The 15,246-nt window shown below is 57.2% G+C and carries 15 protein-coding genes; all 15 read left to right on the top strand.

Annotated features, from left to right (window positions below; translation table 11 throughout):
* Nucleotides 1-9: 9 nt before the first annotated feature.
* The 15 genes from atpE to N6G83_RS30395 all read left to right on the top strand — a co-directional run bounded on the left by atpE (nucleotide 10) and on the right by N6G83_RS30395 (nucleotide 15,198).
* On the top strand, nucleotides 10-249 hold the full coding sequence (atpE, locus tag N6G83_RS30465; protein WP_004093904.1) for a F0F1 ATP synthase subunit C: 240 nt from the start codon (nucleotides 10-12) through the stop codon (nucleotides 247-249).
* Between the two features lie 57 nt (nucleotides 250-306).
* A complete protein-coding gene (gene atpF / locus N6G83_RS30460; protein WP_004933804.1) occupies nucleotides 307-777 on the top strand; it encodes a F0F1 ATP synthase subunit B in 471 nt (156 codons plus the stop codon).
* Nucleotides 778-791: 14 nt separating this feature from the next.
* Entirely contained in the window at nucleotides 792-1,325 is a 534-nt protein-coding gene (atpH, locus tag N6G83_RS30455; protein ID WP_025304741.1) for a F0F1 ATP synthase subunit delta, read from the top strand.
* A 12-nt stretch (nucleotides 1,326-1,337) separates the two neighbouring features.
* Nucleotides 1,338-2,879: a F0F1 ATP synthase subunit alpha gene (gene atpA, locus N6G83_RS30450; protein ID WP_025304742.1), complete on the top strand. Its 1,542-nt coding sequence runs from the start codon at nucleotides 1,338-1,340 to the stop codon at nucleotides 2,877-2,879.
* A 59-nt stretch (nucleotides 2,880-2,938) separates the two neighbouring features.
* Nucleotides 2,939-3,802 (top strand): F0F1 ATP synthase subunit gamma, encoded by an 864-nt coding sequence (atpG, locus tag N6G83_RS30445; RefSeq protein WP_004933811.1) that lies wholly within the window; start codon nucleotides 2,939-2,941, stop codon nucleotides 3,800-3,802.
* Between the two features lie 32 nt (nucleotides 3,803-3,834).
* The gene (gene atpD, locus N6G83_RS30440) at nucleotides 3,835-5,217 is read left to right on the top strand and encodes a F0F1 ATP synthase subunit beta (protein ID WP_004933813.1); all 1,383 of its coding nucleotides are present in this window, start codon (nucleotides 3,835-3,837) and stop codon (nucleotides 5,215-5,217) included.
* Between the two features lie 20 nt (nucleotides 5,218-5,237).
* Nucleotides 5,238-5,657, top strand: coding sequence for a F0F1 ATP synthase subunit epsilon (locus N6G83_RS30435; protein ID WP_004933814.1), 420 nt, complete (start codon nucleotides 5,238-5,240; stop codon nucleotides 5,655-5,657).
* A gap of 290 nt (nucleotides 5,658-5,947) precedes the next feature.
* Nucleotides 5,948-7,321 (top strand): bifunctional UDP-N-acetylglucosamine diphosphorylase/glucosamine-1-phosphate N-acetyltransferase GlmU, encoded by a 1,374-nt coding sequence (gene glmU / locus N6G83_RS30430; protein ID WP_049207102.1) that lies wholly within the window; start codon nucleotides 5,948-5,950, stop codon nucleotides 7,319-7,321.
* Nucleotides 7,322-7,473: 152 nt separating this feature from the next.
* Nucleotides 7,474-9,303, top strand: a complete 1,830-nt coding sequence (gene glmS, locus N6G83_RS30425; protein WP_043140722.1) for a glutamine--fructose-6-phosphate transaminase (isomerizing) — start codon at nucleotides 7,474-7,476, stop codon at nucleotides 9,301-9,303.
* Nucleotides 9,304-9,638: 335 nt separating this feature from the next.
* A complete protein-coding gene (pstS, locus tag N6G83_RS30420; protein WP_043140725.1) occupies nucleotides 9,639-10,679 on the top strand; it encodes a phosphate ABC transporter substrate-binding protein PstS in 1,041 nt (346 codons plus the stop codon).
* A gap of 91 nt (nucleotides 10,680-10,770) precedes the next feature.
* Nucleotides 10,771-11,727 (top strand): phosphate ABC transporter permease PstC, encoded by a 957-nt coding sequence (gene pstC / locus N6G83_RS30415; protein WP_016929615.1) that lies wholly within the window; start codon nucleotides 10,771-10,773, stop codon nucleotides 11,725-11,727.
* A 1-nt stretch (nucleotide 11,728) separates the two neighbouring features.
* The gene (gene pstA, locus N6G83_RS30410; RefSeq protein ID WP_025304746.1) at nucleotides 11,729-12,619 is read left to right on the top strand and encodes a phosphate ABC transporter permease PstA; all 891 of its coding nucleotides are present in this window, start codon (nucleotides 11,729-11,731) and stop codon (nucleotides 12,617-12,619) included.
* 54 nt (nucleotides 12,620-12,673) lie between these two features.
* Nucleotides 12,674-13,444 carry a phosphate ABC transporter ATP-binding protein PstB gene (gene pstB / locus N6G83_RS30405; RefSeq protein WP_016929614.1) on the top strand — a complete coding sequence of 257 codons (771 nt, stop codon included), beginning with the start codon at nucleotides 12,674-12,676 and terminating at the stop codon, nucleotides 13,442-13,444.
* An 11-nt stretch (nucleotides 13,445-13,455) separates the two neighbouring features.
* Nucleotides 13,456-14,190 carry a phosphate signaling complex protein PhoU gene (phoU, locus tag N6G83_RS30400; RefSeq protein WP_033636521.1) on the top strand — a complete coding sequence of 245 codons (735 nt, stop codon included), beginning with the start codon at nucleotides 13,456-13,458 and terminating at the stop codon, nucleotides 14,188-14,190.
* 168 nt (nucleotides 14,191-14,358) lie between these two features.
* Nucleotides 14,359-15,198, top strand: coding sequence for an ABC transporter substrate-binding protein (locus N6G83_RS30395; protein WP_089181463.1), 840 nt, complete (start codon nucleotides 14,359-14,361; stop codon nucleotides 15,196-15,198).
* The last annotated feature ends 48 nt before the right edge of the window (nucleotides 15,199-15,246 follow it).

Raw genomic sequence — 15,246 nt, 5'->3', positions numbered from 1 at the left:
GAGACTGTCATGGAAAACCTGAGTATGGATCTGCTGTACATGGCTGCCGCTGTGATGATGGGTTTAGCGGCAATCGGTGCTGCGATCGGTATCGGCATCCTGGGTGGTAAATTCTTGGAAGGCGCTGCTCGTCAGCCTGACCTGATTCCTCTGCTGCGTACACAGTTCTTTATCGTTATGGGTCTGGTCGACGCCATCCCGATGATCGCTGTAGGTCTGGGTCTGTACGTGATGTTCGCCGTCGCGTAAGTAGAGTAACCCTCTACGACGTAACCAAACTATTAACTTTTAAAGAGGCATTGTGCTGTGAATCTTAACGCAACAATCCTCGGCCAGGCCATCGCGTTCGTTCTGTTTGTCTGGTTCTGCATGAAGTACGTATGGCCGCCGATCATGGCTGCCATCGAGAAACGTCAGAAAGAAATCGCTGACGGCCTCGCTTCTGCAGAGCGTGCCAAAAAAGATCTGGACTTAGCGCAAGCCAATGCGACCGACCAGCTGAAAACTGCTAAAGCAGAAGCTCAGGTGATCATCGAGCAAGCGAACAAACGCAAAGCTCAGATCATGGATGAAGCGAAAGCCGAAGCCGAGCAGGAACGTAACAAAATCGTGGCGCAGGCTCAGGCTGAGATCGAAGCCGAACGTAAGCGCGCTCGTGAAGAGTTGCGTAAGCAAGTCGCGATGCTGGCAATTGCCGGCGCCGAGAAGATCATCGAACGTTCCGTGGATGAAGCTGCTAACAGCGACATCGTTGATAAACTGGTCGCTGAACTGTAAGGAGGGAGGGGCTGATGTCTGAATTTGTAACTGTAGCTCGCCCCTACGCCAAAGCAGCTTTTGACTTTGCCGTTGAGCACCAAAGCGTAGAGCGCTGGCAGGAGATGCTGGCGTTTACGGCTGAAGTCACTCGCAATGAACAGATTTCTGAACTGCTGTCTGGCGCGGTTGCGCCAGAAACGCTGTCCAAGACGTTCATCGCGGTTTGTGGCGATCGGCTCGACGAACATGGCCAGAACTTTATCCGTGTAATGGCCGAAAATGGACGTTTACTGGTTCTTCCTGCCGTGCTGCAGCAGTTCATCGAACTGCGCGCCTCGCTGGAATCCACCGTCGAAGTCGAAGTGCTCTCTGCGAGCGCGCTGAGCGACGAACAGCAGGCGAAAATCGCCGCTGCGATGGAAAAACGTCTGTCACGCAAAGTTAAGCTGAATTGCAAAATTGACAAGTCTGTACTGGCCGGCATCGTTGTTCGCGCCGGCGATATGGTGATTGATGGCAGCGTTCGCGGTCGTCTTGAACGCCTGACAGACGTCTTGCAGTCTTAAGGGGACTGGAGCATGCAACTGAATTCCACCGAAATCAGCGAACTGATCAAGCAGCGCATTGCTCAGTTCAATGTAGTGAGCGAAGCTCACAATGAAGGTACTATCGTTTCCGTCAGCGACGGGATCATCCGCGTACACGGCCTGGCCGAAGTTATGCAGGGCGAAATGATCGCGCTGCCTGGCAACCGTTACGCAATCGCATTGAACCTGGAGCGCGACTCTGTCGGTGCCGTGGTCATGGGTCCGTACTCGGATCTGGCCGAAGGCATGAAGGTTAAATGTACTGGCCGTATCCTGGAAGTTCCAGTCGGTCGTGGTCTGCTGGGCCGCGTAGTTAACACCCTGGGCGCACCTATCGACGGCAAAGGCCCGATTGAAAACGACGGCTTCTCTCCGGTAGAAGCTATCGCGCCAGGCGTTATCGAGCGTCAGTCCGTTGATCAGCCGGTTCAAACTGGCTACAAATCCGTTGACGCCATGATTCCAATCGGCCGTGGCCAGCGTGAGCTGGTGATCGGTGACCGTCAGACCGGTAAAACCGCGCTGGCGATCGATGCGATCATCAACCAACGCGACTCCGGCATCAAATGCGTTTACGTGGCTATCGGCCAGAAAGCGTCCACCATCGCTAACGTGGTGCGCAAACTGGAAGAGCACGGCGCACTGGCCAACACCATCGTGGTGGTGGCGACCGCTTCCGAATCCGCTGCACTGCAATACCTGGCACCATATGCCGGTTGCGCAATGGGTGAATACTTCCGTGACCGCGGTGAAGATGCGCTGATCGTATACGATGACCTGTCCAAACAGGCCGTTGCTTACCGTCAGATTTCCCTGCTGCTTCGTCGTCCGCCAGGTCGTGAAGCTTACCCAGGCGACGTATTCTACCTGCACTCCCGCTTGCTGGAGCGTGCAGCGCGCGTTAACGCCGAATACGTTGAAGCCTTCACCAAAGGTGAAGTTAAAGGCCAAACCGGTTCACTGACCGCTCTGCCGATCATTGAAACCCAGGCGGGTGACGTTTCCGCGTTCGTTCCGACCAACGTAATCTCGATTACCGATGGTCAGATCTTCCTGGAATCCAACCTGTTCAACTCCGGTATTCGTCCGGCAGTTAACCCGGGTATCTCCGTATCCCGTGTTGGTGGCGCCGCGCAGACCAAGATCATGAAGAAACTGTCCGGTGGTATCCGTACCGCGCTGGCACAGTATCGTGAGCTGGCTGCGTTCTCCCAGTTCGCCTCCGATCTGGACGACGCGACCCGCAAACAGCTGAGCCACGGTCAGAAAGTGACCGAGCTGCTGAAACAGAAACAGTATGCGCCGATGTCGGTTGCACAACAGTCTCTGGTGCTGTTTGCCGCAGAACGCGGTTACCTGAACGACGTCGAAGTCGCCAAAGTGGTGAGCTTCGAAGCCGCGCTGGTCGCCTATGCGGACCGCGAGCACGCCGAACTGCTGAACCACATCAACCAAACTGGCAACTTCAATGATGAGATCGAGGGCAAGTTGAAAGACGTCCTCGAGACCTTCAAGAAAACCCAGTCCTGGTAACGCCGAACGGTCCTGCTGTTGAAAGACAGCAGGCCGTCTGGCACTGAGGAGAAGCAGAGATGGCCGGCGCAAAAGAGATACGTAGTAAGATCGCTAGCGTGCAAAACACGCAAAAGATCACTAAAGCGATGGAAATGGTCGCCGCCTCCAAAATGCGTAAATCGCAGGATCGCATGGCGGCCAGCCGTCCTTATGCAGAGACCATGCGCAAAGTGATTGGTCACCTTGCGTTAGGGAATCTGGAGTACAAGCACCCGTACCTGGATGAGCGTGACGTTAAGCGCGTCGGGTATCTGGTGGTGTCTACTGACCGTGGTCTCTGCGGCGGCTTGAACATCAACCTGTTCAAAAAGCTGCTGGCGGAGATGAAAGCCTGGTCCGAAAAAGGCGTCGAAACCGATTTGGCGCTGATTGGCTCTAAAGCGGCCTCTTTCTTTGGTTCCGTGGGCGGCAACGTGGTTGCCCAGGTGACCGGCATGGGGGACAAACCTTCCCTGTCGGATCTGATCGGGCCGGTGAAAGTGATGCTGCAGGCCTACGACGAAGGTCGTTTGGACAAGCTGTACATTGTCAGCAACAAATTTGTTAATACGATGTCCCAAGAGCCACAGGTGCTTCAGCTGCTGCCGTTACCGCCAGCCGATGACGAAGAGCTGAAGAAAACGCCTTGGGATTACCTGTATGAACCCGATCCAAAAGTGCTGCTTGATACCTTGCTGCGCCGCTATGTGGAGTCGCAGGTTTATCAGGGCGTCGTGGAAAACCTGGCCAGCGAGCAGGCCGCACGAATGGTCGCGATGAAAGCCGCAACCGATAACGGCGGTAGCCTGATCAAAGAGCTGCAGTTGGTATACAACAAGGCGCGTCAGGCCAGCATCACTCAGGAACTCACCGAGATCGTTTCGGGAGCCTCCGCGGTTTAAGCTAGGTTTACGAATTACGTAGAGGATTCAAGATGGCTACTGGAAAGATTATCCAGGTAATCGGCGCCGTGGTGGACGTCGAGTTCCCTCAGGATGCCGTACCAAAAGTGTACGATGCCCTTGAGGTAGAAAACGGCACCGAAAAACTGGTGTTGGAAGTTCAGCAACAGCTGGGCGGTGGCGTGGTTCGCTGTATCGCAATGGGGACCTCCGACGGTCTGCGTCGCGGTCTGAAAGTGAACAACCTGGACCACCCGATTGAAGTGCCGGTGGGTAAAGCTACCCTGGGCCGTATCATGAACGTATTGGGCCAACCGATCGACATGAAAGGCGACATCGGCGAAGAAGAGCGTTGGGCTATTCACCGCGCGGCGCCAAGCTACGAAGAGCTGTCCAGCTCCCAGGAACTGCTGGAAACCGGTATCAAGGTAATGGACCTGATTTGTCCGTTCGCCAAGGGCGGTAAAGTTGGTCTGTTCGGCGGTGCGGGCGTAGGTAAAACCGTAAACATGATGGAGCTGATCCGTAACATCGCGATCGAGCACTCCGGTTATTCCGTGTTTGCGGGCGTGGGCGAGCGTACTCGTGAGGGTAACGACTTCTACCACGAAATGACCGACTCCAACGTTCTGGACAAAGTATCCCTGGTTTACGGCCAGATGAACGAGCCACCAGGTAACCGTCTGCGCGTTGCGCTGACCGGTCTGACCATGGCGGAGAAATTCCGTGACGAAGGCCGTGACGTTCTGCTGTTCGTTGACAACATCTACCGTTACACCCTGGCCGGTACCGAAGTGTCCGCACTTCTGGGCCGTATGCCATCCGCGGTAGGTTATCAGCCAACGCTGGCGGAAGAGATGGGCGTTCTGCAAGAACGTATCACCTCGACCAAGACCGGTTCCATCACTTCCGTACAGGCCGTTTACGTTCCTGCGGATGACTTGACTGACCCGTCACCAGCCACCACCTTTGCGCACTTGGACGCAACCGTGGTACTGAGCCGTAACATCGCTTCTCTGGGTATCTACCCGGCCGTTGACCCGCTGGATTCTACCAGCCGTCAGCTGGATCCGCTGGTTGTTGGCCAGGAGCACTACGACGTAGCGCGTGGCGTGCAGTCCATTCTGCAACGCTACCAGGAACTGAAAGATATCATCGCGATCCTGGGTATGGACGAGCTGTCTGAAGAAGACAAACTGGTCGTATCCCGTGCGCGTAAGATCCAACGCTTCCTGTCTCAGCCGTTCTTCGTGGCAGAAGTCTTCACCGGTTCTCCGGGCAAGTTCGTATCGCTGAAAGACACCATCCGTGGTTTCAAAGGCATTATGGACGGCGACTATGACCACCTGCCGGAGCAGGCGTTCTACATGGTTGGCACCATTGAAGAAGCAGTGGAAAAAGCCAAGAAACTGTAACGCCTTGAGAGGAGGGTGATATGGCTATGACTTACCATCTGGATGTAGTCAGCGCGGAAAAACAGATGTTTTCCGGCCTGGTGCAGAAGATCCAGGTGACAGGCAGCGAAGGTGAACTGGGGATCTTCCCTGGCCATGCGCCGCTGCTGACTGCCATCAAGCCTGGCATGGTGCGTATTGTTAAGCAGCACGGTGAAGAAGAGTTCATCTACCTGTCCGGCGGCATCCTCGAGGTGCAGCCGAGCGTGGTTACCGTGCTGGCGGACACTGCTATCCGTGGTACTGACCTCGACGAAGCGAGAGCGTTGGAAGCTAAGCGTAAAGCTGAAGAACACATTCGCAGCTCTCATGGCGATGTCGACTATGCTCAGGCATCCGCTGAACTGGCGAAAGCGATCGCAAAACTGCGCGTTATCGAGCTCACCAGAAAAGCGATGTAATGTTTGGGTGCTCTGCACCCAACTTTAAGAAAGCGGCCTATAGGGTCGCTTTTTTTTTACTTTAAAATAAGCATTTCAGCCCGGCGGGCGGTGTGGTGTATAACCCCTGATATCGGGAAAGAAACGTCGCCGAACGCCGACAGTTTTTTCGTCCTGAAGCCGAATCAGCCATGATGGCGGCAGGCCAAGAGGCGCGCGGCCTGCGCCGGGTTCGTGATGAGAAATATGTAGTAATATCGTCGCTAAACGGTTTTACTTTCGTCTATCAAAATGGAGTTATCAGGTTGCTTATGTCGAACAGCGCAATGAGCGTGGTCATCCTCGCCGCGGGCAAGGGTACGCGCATGTATTCCGATCTTCCCAAAGTGTTGCATCCGTTGGCCGGTAAGCCGATGGTGCAGCACGTCATTGATGCCGCGATGAAACTGGGCGCGCAACATGTTCACCTGGTATACGGCCACGGCGGCGATTTATTGAAAAGCACGCTGACGGACGGCGCGCTGAACTGGGTGCTGCAGGCGGAGCAATTGGGCACCGGTCATGCAATGCAGCAGGCGGCGCCGCATTTTGCCGACGATGAAGACGTGCTGATGCTGTACGGCGACGTGCCGTTGATTTCCGTGGATACGCTGCAACGCCTGCTGGCGGCCAAGCCGCAGGGCGGCATCGGTCTGCTGACGGTCAAGCTGGACGATCCGAGCGGTTACGGCCGCATCGTGCGCGAGCAGGGCAACGTGGTGGGCATCGTCGAACACAAGGACGCCAGCGAGGCACAGCGCCAGATTAACGAAATCAATACCGGCATCCTGGTGGCGAACGGGCGCGATCTGAAGCGCTGGCTGGGGATGCTGAACAACGACAACGCACAGGGCGAGTTTTACATCACCGATATCATTGCGTTGGCCCATGCCGACGGCAAGAAAATCGAGGCTGTACACCCGTCGCGCCTGAGTGAAGTGGAAGGTGTGAACAACCGCCTGCAACTGGCGACCCTGGAACGCGTATTCCAGTCGGAACAGTCTGAAAAGCTGCTGTTGGCCGGCGTGATGCTGCTGGATCCGGCGCGTTTCGATTTGCGCGGGGAACTTGTTCACGGCCGCGACATCACTATTGATGCGAATGTGATTATCGAAGGTCACGTCAAGTTGGGCGATCGGGTGAAAATCGGCGCCGGCTGCGTGCTGAAAAACTGCGTAATCGGTGATGATTGCGAGATCAGTCCTTACAGCGTGCTGGAAGACAGCGTGCTGGAAGTCGGCTGCACCGTGGGGCCATTTGCCCGCCTGCGCCCAGGCGCGGAGCTGGCGGCAGGGGCCCACGTCGGCAACTTCGTGGAAATGAAAAAGGCGCGTCTGGGCAAAGGCTCCAAGGCCGGCCACCTCAGCTACCTGGGCGATGCCGAAATCGGCGATGACGTGAATATCGGCGCCGGCACCATCACCTGCAACTACGATGGCGCCAACAAGCACAAGACGCTGATCGGCGATGGGGTGTTCGTCGGTTCCGATACTCAGCTGGTGGCGCCGGTGTCGGTCGGCAAAGGCTCCACCATCGCCGCAGGCACCACGGTGACGCGCGATATTGCCGAGAACGAATTGGTGCTGAGCCGCGTCAAGCAGGTGCACATTCAGGGCTGGCAACGTCCGGTGAAGAAGAAGTCATAGTGTGTTTTGCGTTGGGCTCTGTTCACGAGCCCAATACAAAACATAATAACCCCCACCATCTACAGGCTCGGGGGACGCACGGTAAAAACCGGCAAAAATCAGGTCAAGGCATCGAAAGCGCCCATGAAGGGCGTTCATTAGGAATATAACTGATGTGTGGAATTGTAGGCGCAGTAGCGCAACGTGATATCGCAGAAATCCTGTTGGAAGGTTTACGTCGTCTTGAGTACCGCGGTTATGACTCCGCCGGTCTGGCGGTGGTCGATGAAAAAGGCAACGTCAGTCGCCTGCGTCGCGTAGGCAAGGTACAAAAACTGGCCGAAGCGGCGGAGCAAACCGATCTGCACGGCGGTACCGGCATCGCTCACACCCGCTGGGCAACGCACGGTGAACCGACCGAAGCGAACGCGCACCCGCATGTTTCCGACTACATTACCGTGGTGCATAACGGCATCATCGAAAACCACGAACCGCTGCGCGAGCTGCTGATCGAACGTGGTTACCGTTTCAGCTCCGAAACCGACACCGAAGTGATCGCGCACCTGGTGCACTGGGAACAGTTGCAGGGCGGTACGCTGCTGGAAGTGGTTCAGCGCGTGATCCCACAGCTGCGCGGCGCTTACGGCACCGTGGTGATGGACAGCCGCGATCCGAGCGTATTGGTTGCGGCGCGCTCCGGCAGCCCGCTGGTTATCGGCCGCGGCGTTGGGGAAAACTTCATCGCCTCCGATCAGCTGGCGCTGCTGCCGGTCACCCGCCGCTTCATCTTCCTGGAAGAAGGCGACGTGGTGGAAGTGACTCGTCGCACCGTCAACATCTTCGACAAGCAGGGCAACGCCATCGAGCGTCCTGAGATCGAATCCCAGGTGCAGTATGACGCCGGCGACAAGGGCGCTTACCGTCACTACATGCAAAAAGAGATCTACGAACAGCCGCTGGCGCTGAAAAACACCCTGGAAGGGCGTTTCAGCCATGGCCAAATCAACCTGAGCGAGCTGGGCCCGCACGCCGACGAGCTGCTGGCCAAGGTGCAACACGTGCAGATCATCGCCTGTGGGACTTCTTACCACTCCGGGATGGTGGCGCGCTACTGGTTTGAAGCGTTGGCCGGCGTGCCGTGCGACGTCGAGATCGCGTCCGAATTCCGTTACCGCAAATCGGCGGTGCGTCCGGGTAGCCTGATCATCACCCTGTCGCAGTCCGGCGAAACCGCCGACACGTTAGCGGCGCTGCGCCTGTCCAAAGAGCTGGGTTATCTTGGTTCGCTGGCCGTTTGTAACGTTGCGGGCTCTTCGCTGGTGCGTGAATCCGATCTGGCGTTGATGACCAAAGCGGGCACGGAAATCGGCGTAGCCTCGACCAAAGCCTTCACCACGCAGCTCACCGTGCTGTTGATGCTGGTGGCGCGCCTGGGCCGCCTGAAAGGCATGGCGGAAAGCGTGGAGCAGGAGATCGTGCACGGCCTGCAGGCGCTGCCGGCGCGTATCGAGCAGATGCTGTCGATGGATAAAGAGATCGAAGCGCTGGCGGAAGGCTTCTCCGACAAGCACCATGCGCTGTTCCTCGGCCGCGGCGATCAGTATCCGATCGCCATGGAAGGGGCGCTGAAGCTGAAAGAGATCTCCTATATTCACGCCGAAGCCTATGCGGCGGGTGAGTTGAAACACGGCCCGCTGGCGCTGATCGACGCCGATATGCCGGTGATCGTGGTGGCGCCAAACAACGAACTGCTGGAAAAGCTGAAGTCCAACATTGAAGAAGTGCGCGCGCGCGGCGGCCAGCTGTACGTGTTCGCCGATCAGGACGCCGGCTTTGTCAGCAGCGAAGGTATGACCATCATTCCTCTGCCGCACGTCGAGGAAATCGTCGCGCCGATCTTCTACACCGTGCCGTTGCAGCTGCTGTCTTACCACGTGGCGCTGATCAAAGGCACCGACGTTGACCAGCCACGCAACCTGGCGAAGTCTGTCACCGTAGAGTAATTTGCCGCAGGTAAACTGCAAAAGCCGGCCTTTGCGCCGGCTTTTTCATGAACGATCTTAAAGATGACAGCGCGACCGATTCGGCGATAAACGTTGTCATATTCAAGCGGATAGGCCGCACCCAAACGGTTTATTTATTGCTTGGCAAACGTGCTGTTTCACAACTAACTTTTTGATTTATAGATAAAACAACAGCCATCAAACGCACTGTAATATAACTGTCATATTGCGTACATTTTTCTGTCACCAAACTGTCCTATTTTCCCTCCTGCAGCAATACTTACTCTGATTAAAACGACTCGAAGTCGATTTTAAGTATCCCATTAGGAGGGATTATGAAACTGATGCGTACCACCGTCGCCAGTATTGTGGCAGCGACCTTCTCCCTGACCGCCGTGTCCGCGTTCGCTGCTGCCAGCCTGACCGGTGCAGGTGCGACATTCCCCGCTCCGGTTTACGCCAAGTGGGCAGATTCTTATCAGAAAGAAACCGGCAACAAAGTTAACTATCAGGGCATCGGCTCCTCTGGCGGCGTGAAGCAAATCGTGGCCAACACCGTTGACTTTGGCGCTTCCGATGCTCCGCTGTCTGACGACAAACTGGCGGCCGATGGCCTGTTCCAGTTCCCGACCGTGATCGGCGGCGTGGTACTGGCGGTGAATATCCCGGGCATTAAATCCGGCGAACTGACGCTGGACGGTAAAACCCTGGGCGATATCTACCTGGGCAACGTCAAAAAGTGGAACGATCCGGCTATCACCAAGCTGAACCCTGGCGTGAAACTGCCTGACCAGAACATCGCCGTAGTGCGCCGCGCCGACGGTTCCGGCACCTCGTTCGTGTTCACCAGCTACCTGTCCAAGGCCAACGCGCAGTGGAAAGAGAAGATTGGCGCCGGTTCTACCGTTAACTGGCCGACCGGTCTGGGCGGCAAAGGCAACGACGGCATCGCCGCCTTCGTTCAGCGTCTGCCTGGCTCTATCGGCTACGTAGAATACGCTTACGCCAAACAGAACAACCTGGCTTACACCAAGCTGGTATCCGCCGACGGCAAACCGGTTAGCCCGACCGAAGAGAGCTTCAGCAACGCGGCCAAAGGCGTGGATTGGAGCAAGACCTTCGCTCAGGATCTGACTGACCAGAAAGGTGACAACGTGTGGCCAATCACCTCCACCACCTTCATCCTGGTGCACAAAGAGCAGAAAAACCCTGCTCAGGGCGCCGAAGTGCTGAAGTTCTTCGACTGGGCCTACAAAACCGGTGCAAAACAAGCTAACGAGCTGGATTACGCCACCCTGCCGACAGAAGTGGTTGAGCAGGTGCGCGCGGCCTGGAAAACCAACGTAAAAGACAGTTCAGGTAAAGCGCTGTACTAACAACGCAGGGGCGCGGGTTCGCCGCGCCCCACACAGTTCTTCAGGCTCCGATCCCGGTTGGGGCTGCCAGGGTTCAAACAGAGAGTAATCTATGGCTGAGTACAAGCCGACCATCAAAGCACCGGGCAAAAACGGTGACATCATTTTCAGCGCGCTGGTGAGACTGGCTGCGCTGATTACCCTATTGTTGCTGGGCGGCATCATCGTTTCGCTGATCTTCGCCTCCTGGCCAAGCATGCAGAAATTCGGCTTCGCCTTCCTGTGGACCAAAGAGTGGGATGCGCCGGCGGAGCAGTTCGGCGCGCTGGTGCCTATCTACGGTACCGTGGTCACCTCGCTCATCGCGCTGATCATCGCCGTGCCGGTGAGTTTCGGCATCGCGCTGTTCCTGACCGAACTGGCGCCGAACTGGTTGAAGCGGCCGCTGGGCATCGCCATTGAGCTGCTGGCGGCCATCCCAAGCATCGTCTACGGCATGTGGGGCCTGTTTGTGTTCGCCCCGCTGTTCGCCGAATACTTCCAGACGCCGGTGGGCGACGTGCTGTCGGGCATTCCTATCGTCGGCGAGCTGTTCTCCGGCCCGGCCTTCGGCATCGGTATCCTGGCCGCCGGGGTGATCCTGGCGATCATGATCATTCCTTACATCGCTGCGGTTATGCGCGACGTGTTCGAACAGACGCCGGTAATGATGAAAGAGTCGGCCTACGGCATCGGCTGCACCACTTGGGAAGTCATCTGGCGCATCGTGCTGCCGTTCACCAAAAACGGCGTCATCGGCGGCGTGATGCTGGGCCTGGGCCGTGCGCTGGGGGAAACCATGGCGGTGACCTTTATCATCGGCAACACCTACCAGCTCGACAGCGCTTCGCTGTACATGCCGGGCAACAGCATCACCTCGGCGCTGGCCAACGAATTCGCCGAAGCTGAGTCCGGCGTGCACACCGCCGCGTTGATGGAGCTGGGCCTGATTCTGTTTGTTATCACCTTTATCGTGCTGGCGCTGTCGAAACTGATGATCATGCGTCTGGCCAAGAATGAGGGGCGTTAACATGGCGACGATGGATATGCAAAACGCAGTCGTTCTGGCGGAAAGCCGCCGCAAAATGCAGGCCTGGCGCCGGCAGAAAAACCGCCTCGCGCTGTTCCTGTCGATGGCGACCATGGCGTTCGGGCTGTTCTGGTTGATCTGGATCCTGATCGCTACCGTCACCAAAGGCTTCGACGGCATGTCGCTGGCGCTGTTCACCGAGATGACCCCACCGCCGAATACCGCGGGCGGCGGCCTGGCCAACGCCATCGCCGGCAGCGGCCTGTTGATCCTGTGGGCGACCCTTTTCGGTACGCCGCTGGGCATCATGGCCGGCATCTACCTGGCGGAATACGGCCGTAAATCCTGGCTGGCGGAAGTGATCCGCTTTATCAACGACATTCTGCTGTCCGCACCGTCGATCGTGGTGGGCCTGTTCGTTTACACCATCGTGGTGGCGAAGATGGAACACTTCTCCGGCTGGGCCGGCATCGTGGCGCTGGCGCTGCTGCAGGTGCCGATCGTCATTCGTACCACCGAGAACATGCTGAAACTGGTACCGGATACGCTGCGCGAGGCCGCTTATGCCCTGGGTACGCCGAAATGGCGCATGATTTCCGCCATCACGCTGAAGGCGTCGGTGTCCGGCATCATCACCGGCGTGCTGCTGGCGATTGCACGCATCGCGGGGGAAACCGCACCGCTGCTGTTCACTTCGCTGTCGAACCAGTTCTGGAGCACCGACCTGATGCAGCCGATCGCCAACCTGCCGGTGACCATCTTCAAATTCGCCATGAGCCCGTTCGCCGAATGGCAACAGCTGGCCTGGGCCGGGGTGCTGTTGATCACCCTGTGCGTACTGTTACTGAATATCCTGGCGCGCGTGGTTTTCGCCAAGAAAAAGCATTCATAAAATTTTGAGCGCCGCTTTGGCGGCGCTGATGAAAAGAGAGAAGTCTTGATGAGTATGGTTACTGACGCTTCCAGCAGCAAAATTCAGGTACGCGATCTGAACTTCTACTATGGCAAATTCCATGCGCTGAAGAACATCACGCTGGATATCGCCAAGAACAAGGTCACCGCGTTTATCGGCCCGTCCGGCTGCGGCAAATCTACCCTGCTGCGCACCTTCAACAAGATGTACCAGCTGTACCCGGAACAGCGTGCGGAAGGCGGCATCCTGCTGGACGGCCAGAACATCCTGACCGACAACTCGGATATCGCACTGCTGCGCGCTAAGGTCGGCATGGTGTTCCAGAAGCCGACGCCGTTCCCGATGTCGATTTACGACAACATCGCCTTCGGCGTTCGCCTGTTTGAAAAGCTGTCGCGTGCCGATATGGACGAGCGCGTACAGTGGGCGCTGACCAAAGCGGCGCTGTGGAATGAAACCAAGGACAAGCTGCACCAGAGCGGCTACAGCCTCTCCGGCGGCCAGCAGCAGCGTCTGTGCATCGCCCGCGGCATCGCCATTCGTCCGGAAGTGCTGTTGCTGGATGAGCCTTGCTCGGCACTGGATCCGATCTCCACCGGCAAGATTGAAGAGCTGATCAGCGAGCTGAAGGCTGATTACACCGTGGTGATCGTGACGCACAACATGCAGCAGGCGGCGCGCTGCTCCGACTCTACCGCATTTATGTATCTGGGCGAGCTGATCGAGTTCAGTGATACTGATAACCTGTTCACTGCGCCGCAGAAAAAGCAGACTGAAGACTACATCACTGGCCGTTATGGTTGATAGGAAGCATCATGGATAACCTGAATTTAAACAAACACATTTCCGGCCAGTTCAACGCAGAGCTCGAGCATATCCGCACCCAGGTGCTGACCATGGGCGGGCTGGTGGAGCAGCAGCTGACCGACGCCATCACCGCGATGCACAATCAGGATGGCGAGCTGGCCAAGCGCGTGATCGAAGGCGACGCCAAGGTCAACATGATGGAAGTGGCGATCGACGAAGCCTGCGTGCGCATTATCGCCAAGCGCCAGCCGACCGCCAGCGATCTGCGTCTGGTGATGGCGATCATCAAAACCATTTCCGAGCTGGAGCGCATCGGCGACGTGGCGGACAAGATCTGCCGCACCGCGCTGGAGAAGTTCTCGCACCAGCACCAGCCGCTGCTGGTCAGCCTGGAGTCGCTGGGGCGCCACACCGTGCAGATGCTGCACGACGTGCTGGACGCGTTCGCGCGCATGGATCTGGACGAAGCGATCCGTATTTACCGGGAAGATAAAAAGGTCGACCAGGAATACGAAGGCATCGTGCGTCAGCTGATGACCTACATGATGGAAGATTCGCGCACCATTCCGAGCGTGCTGACCGCGCTGTTCTGCGCCCGTTCTATCGAGCGTATCGGCGACCGCTGCCAGAACATCTGCGAATTTATCTTCTATTTCGTCAAAGGGCAGGATTTCCGTCATTTGGGTGGCGATGCCCTGGAAAAGCTGCTCTCCCCGGGCGGTAAAGACGACAAAGCCGACTAACCCTTTCCGGGTAATATCCTTCAAAGGCGCGGTTTCCCGCGCCTTTATTCCATCTTAAGCGCGTAAAGATAAAAAGGTTATAAATATAGCTTTTTATATTATTTCCTGACCTATGTGGCGCTTGCTAGCTTATCCGCCAGCAGGACATCAACCACTTAGGAGCTTTCTATGAAACATCGCGCTTTGGCCTTAACGTTGTTAGCCAGTCTGACCGGCCTCGCCGCCGGTGCCGCGCACGCGGACAAACTTGACGATATCAAGCAAGCCGGCGTGGTGCGCATCGCGGTGTTCGACAGTAACCCGCCGTTCGGCTACATCGATCCGCAGAGCAAGAAGCTGGTGGGCTACGATGTGGACGTCGCCGACGCGATCGGCAAAGCGCTGGGGGTGAAAGTGGAGCTGCGCGCCACCAACCCGGCCAACCGCATTCCGCTGCTGGTGTCGAAGAAGGTTGACCTGATTGCCGCCAACTTCACCATTACCGACGAGCGCGCCAAGGAAGTGAACTTCAGCGTGCCGTACTTCGCCACTGGGCAGAAATTCATCGCCCGCAAAGGCGTGCTGAAAACGCCGGAAGACATCAAGAAACTGCGCATCGGCGCGGATAAGGGCACGGTGCAGGAAATCACCCTGCGCGAGCGTTTCCCGACGGCGAAAGTGATCTCCTACGATGATACCCCGCTGGCGTTCGTGGCGCTGCGTAACGGCAACGTGCAGGCGATCACTCAGGACGACGCCAAGCTGGTCGGCCTGCTCGGCAACCTGCCGGCGGCGCAAAAGGCGGAGTTTGAAATTTCGCCGTTCAGCCTGACCAAAGAGTATCAGGGCGTGGGCATTCCCAAGGGCGAAGATCGCCTGACCGCTGCGGTGAACGAGACGCTGATCAAGCTGGAAAAAGACGGCGAAGCGGTTAAGATTTACGATCGCTGGTTCGGGCCGGAAACCAAATCCGCTCAACCGCGCGGCGATTTCAAAATCGCGCCTTTGGATCAGCAACCAAAAGCCTGACTTAACCGCTTGCGGTGAGATAGGCACGGAGGGGCGCAGCTTGCTGCG

The organism is Serratia sp. PL7 (assembly GCF_945957435.1).
The sequence above is the reverse complement of the archived record's forward strand: the minus strand, read 5'-3'. Positions and strand labels throughout refer to the sequence as shown.

What these genes read in the sequence shown, in the direction of transcription:
- atpE (WP_004093904.1), top strand. Translation starts at nt 10, where the DNA reads ATGGAAAACCTGAGTATGGATCTGCTGTACATGGCTGCCGCTGTGATG.
- atpH (WP_025304741.1), top strand. Translation starts at nt 792, where the DNA reads ATGTCTGAATTTGTAACTGTAGCTCGCCCCTACGCCAAAGCAGCTTTT.
- atpA (WP_025304742.1), top strand. Translation starts at nt 1,338, where the DNA reads ATGCAACTGAATTCCACCGAAATCAGCGAACTGATCAAGCAGCGCATT.
- atpG (WP_004933811.1), top strand. Translation starts at nt 2,939, where the DNA reads ATGGCCGGCGCAAAAGAGATACGTAGTAAGATCGCTAGCGTGCAAAAC.
- atpD (WP_004933813.1), top strand. Translation starts at nt 3,835, where the DNA reads ATGGCTACTGGAAAGATTATCCAGGTAATCGGCGCCGTGGTGGACGTC.
- N6G83_RS30435 (WP_004933814.1), top strand. Translation starts at nt 5,238, where the DNA reads ATGGCTATGACTTACCATCTGGATGTAGTCAGCGCGGAAAAACAGATG.
- glmU (WP_049207102.1), top strand. Translation starts at nt 5,948, where the DNA reads ATGTCGAACAGCGCAATGAGCGTGGTCATCCTCGCCGCGGGCAAGGGT.
- glmS (WP_043140722.1), top strand. Translation starts at nt 7,474, where the DNA reads ATGTGTGGAATTGTAGGCGCAGTAGCGCAACGTGATATCGCAGAAATC.
- pstS (WP_043140725.1), top strand. Translation starts at nt 9,639, where the DNA reads ATGAAACTGATGCGTACCACCGTCGCCAGTATTGTGGCAGCGACCTTC.
- pstC (WP_016929615.1), top strand. Translation starts at nt 10,771, where the DNA reads ATGGCTGAGTACAAGCCGACCATCAAAGCACCGGGCAAAAACGGTGAC.
- pstA (WP_025304746.1), top strand. Translation starts at nt 11,729, where the DNA reads ATGGCGACGATGGATATGCAAAACGCAGTCGTTCTGGCGGAAAGCCGC.
- pstB (WP_016929614.1), top strand. Translation starts at nt 12,674, where the DNA reads ATGGTTACTGACGCTTCCAGCAGCAAAATTCAGGTACGCGATCTGAAC.
- phoU (WP_033636521.1), top strand. Translation starts at nt 13,456, where the DNA reads ATGGATAACCTGAATTTAAACAAACACATTTCCGGCCAGTTCAACGCA.
- N6G83_RS30395 (WP_089181463.1), top strand. Translation starts at nt 14,359, where the DNA reads ATGAAACATCGCGCTTTGGCCTTAACGTTGTTAGCCAGTCTGACCGGC.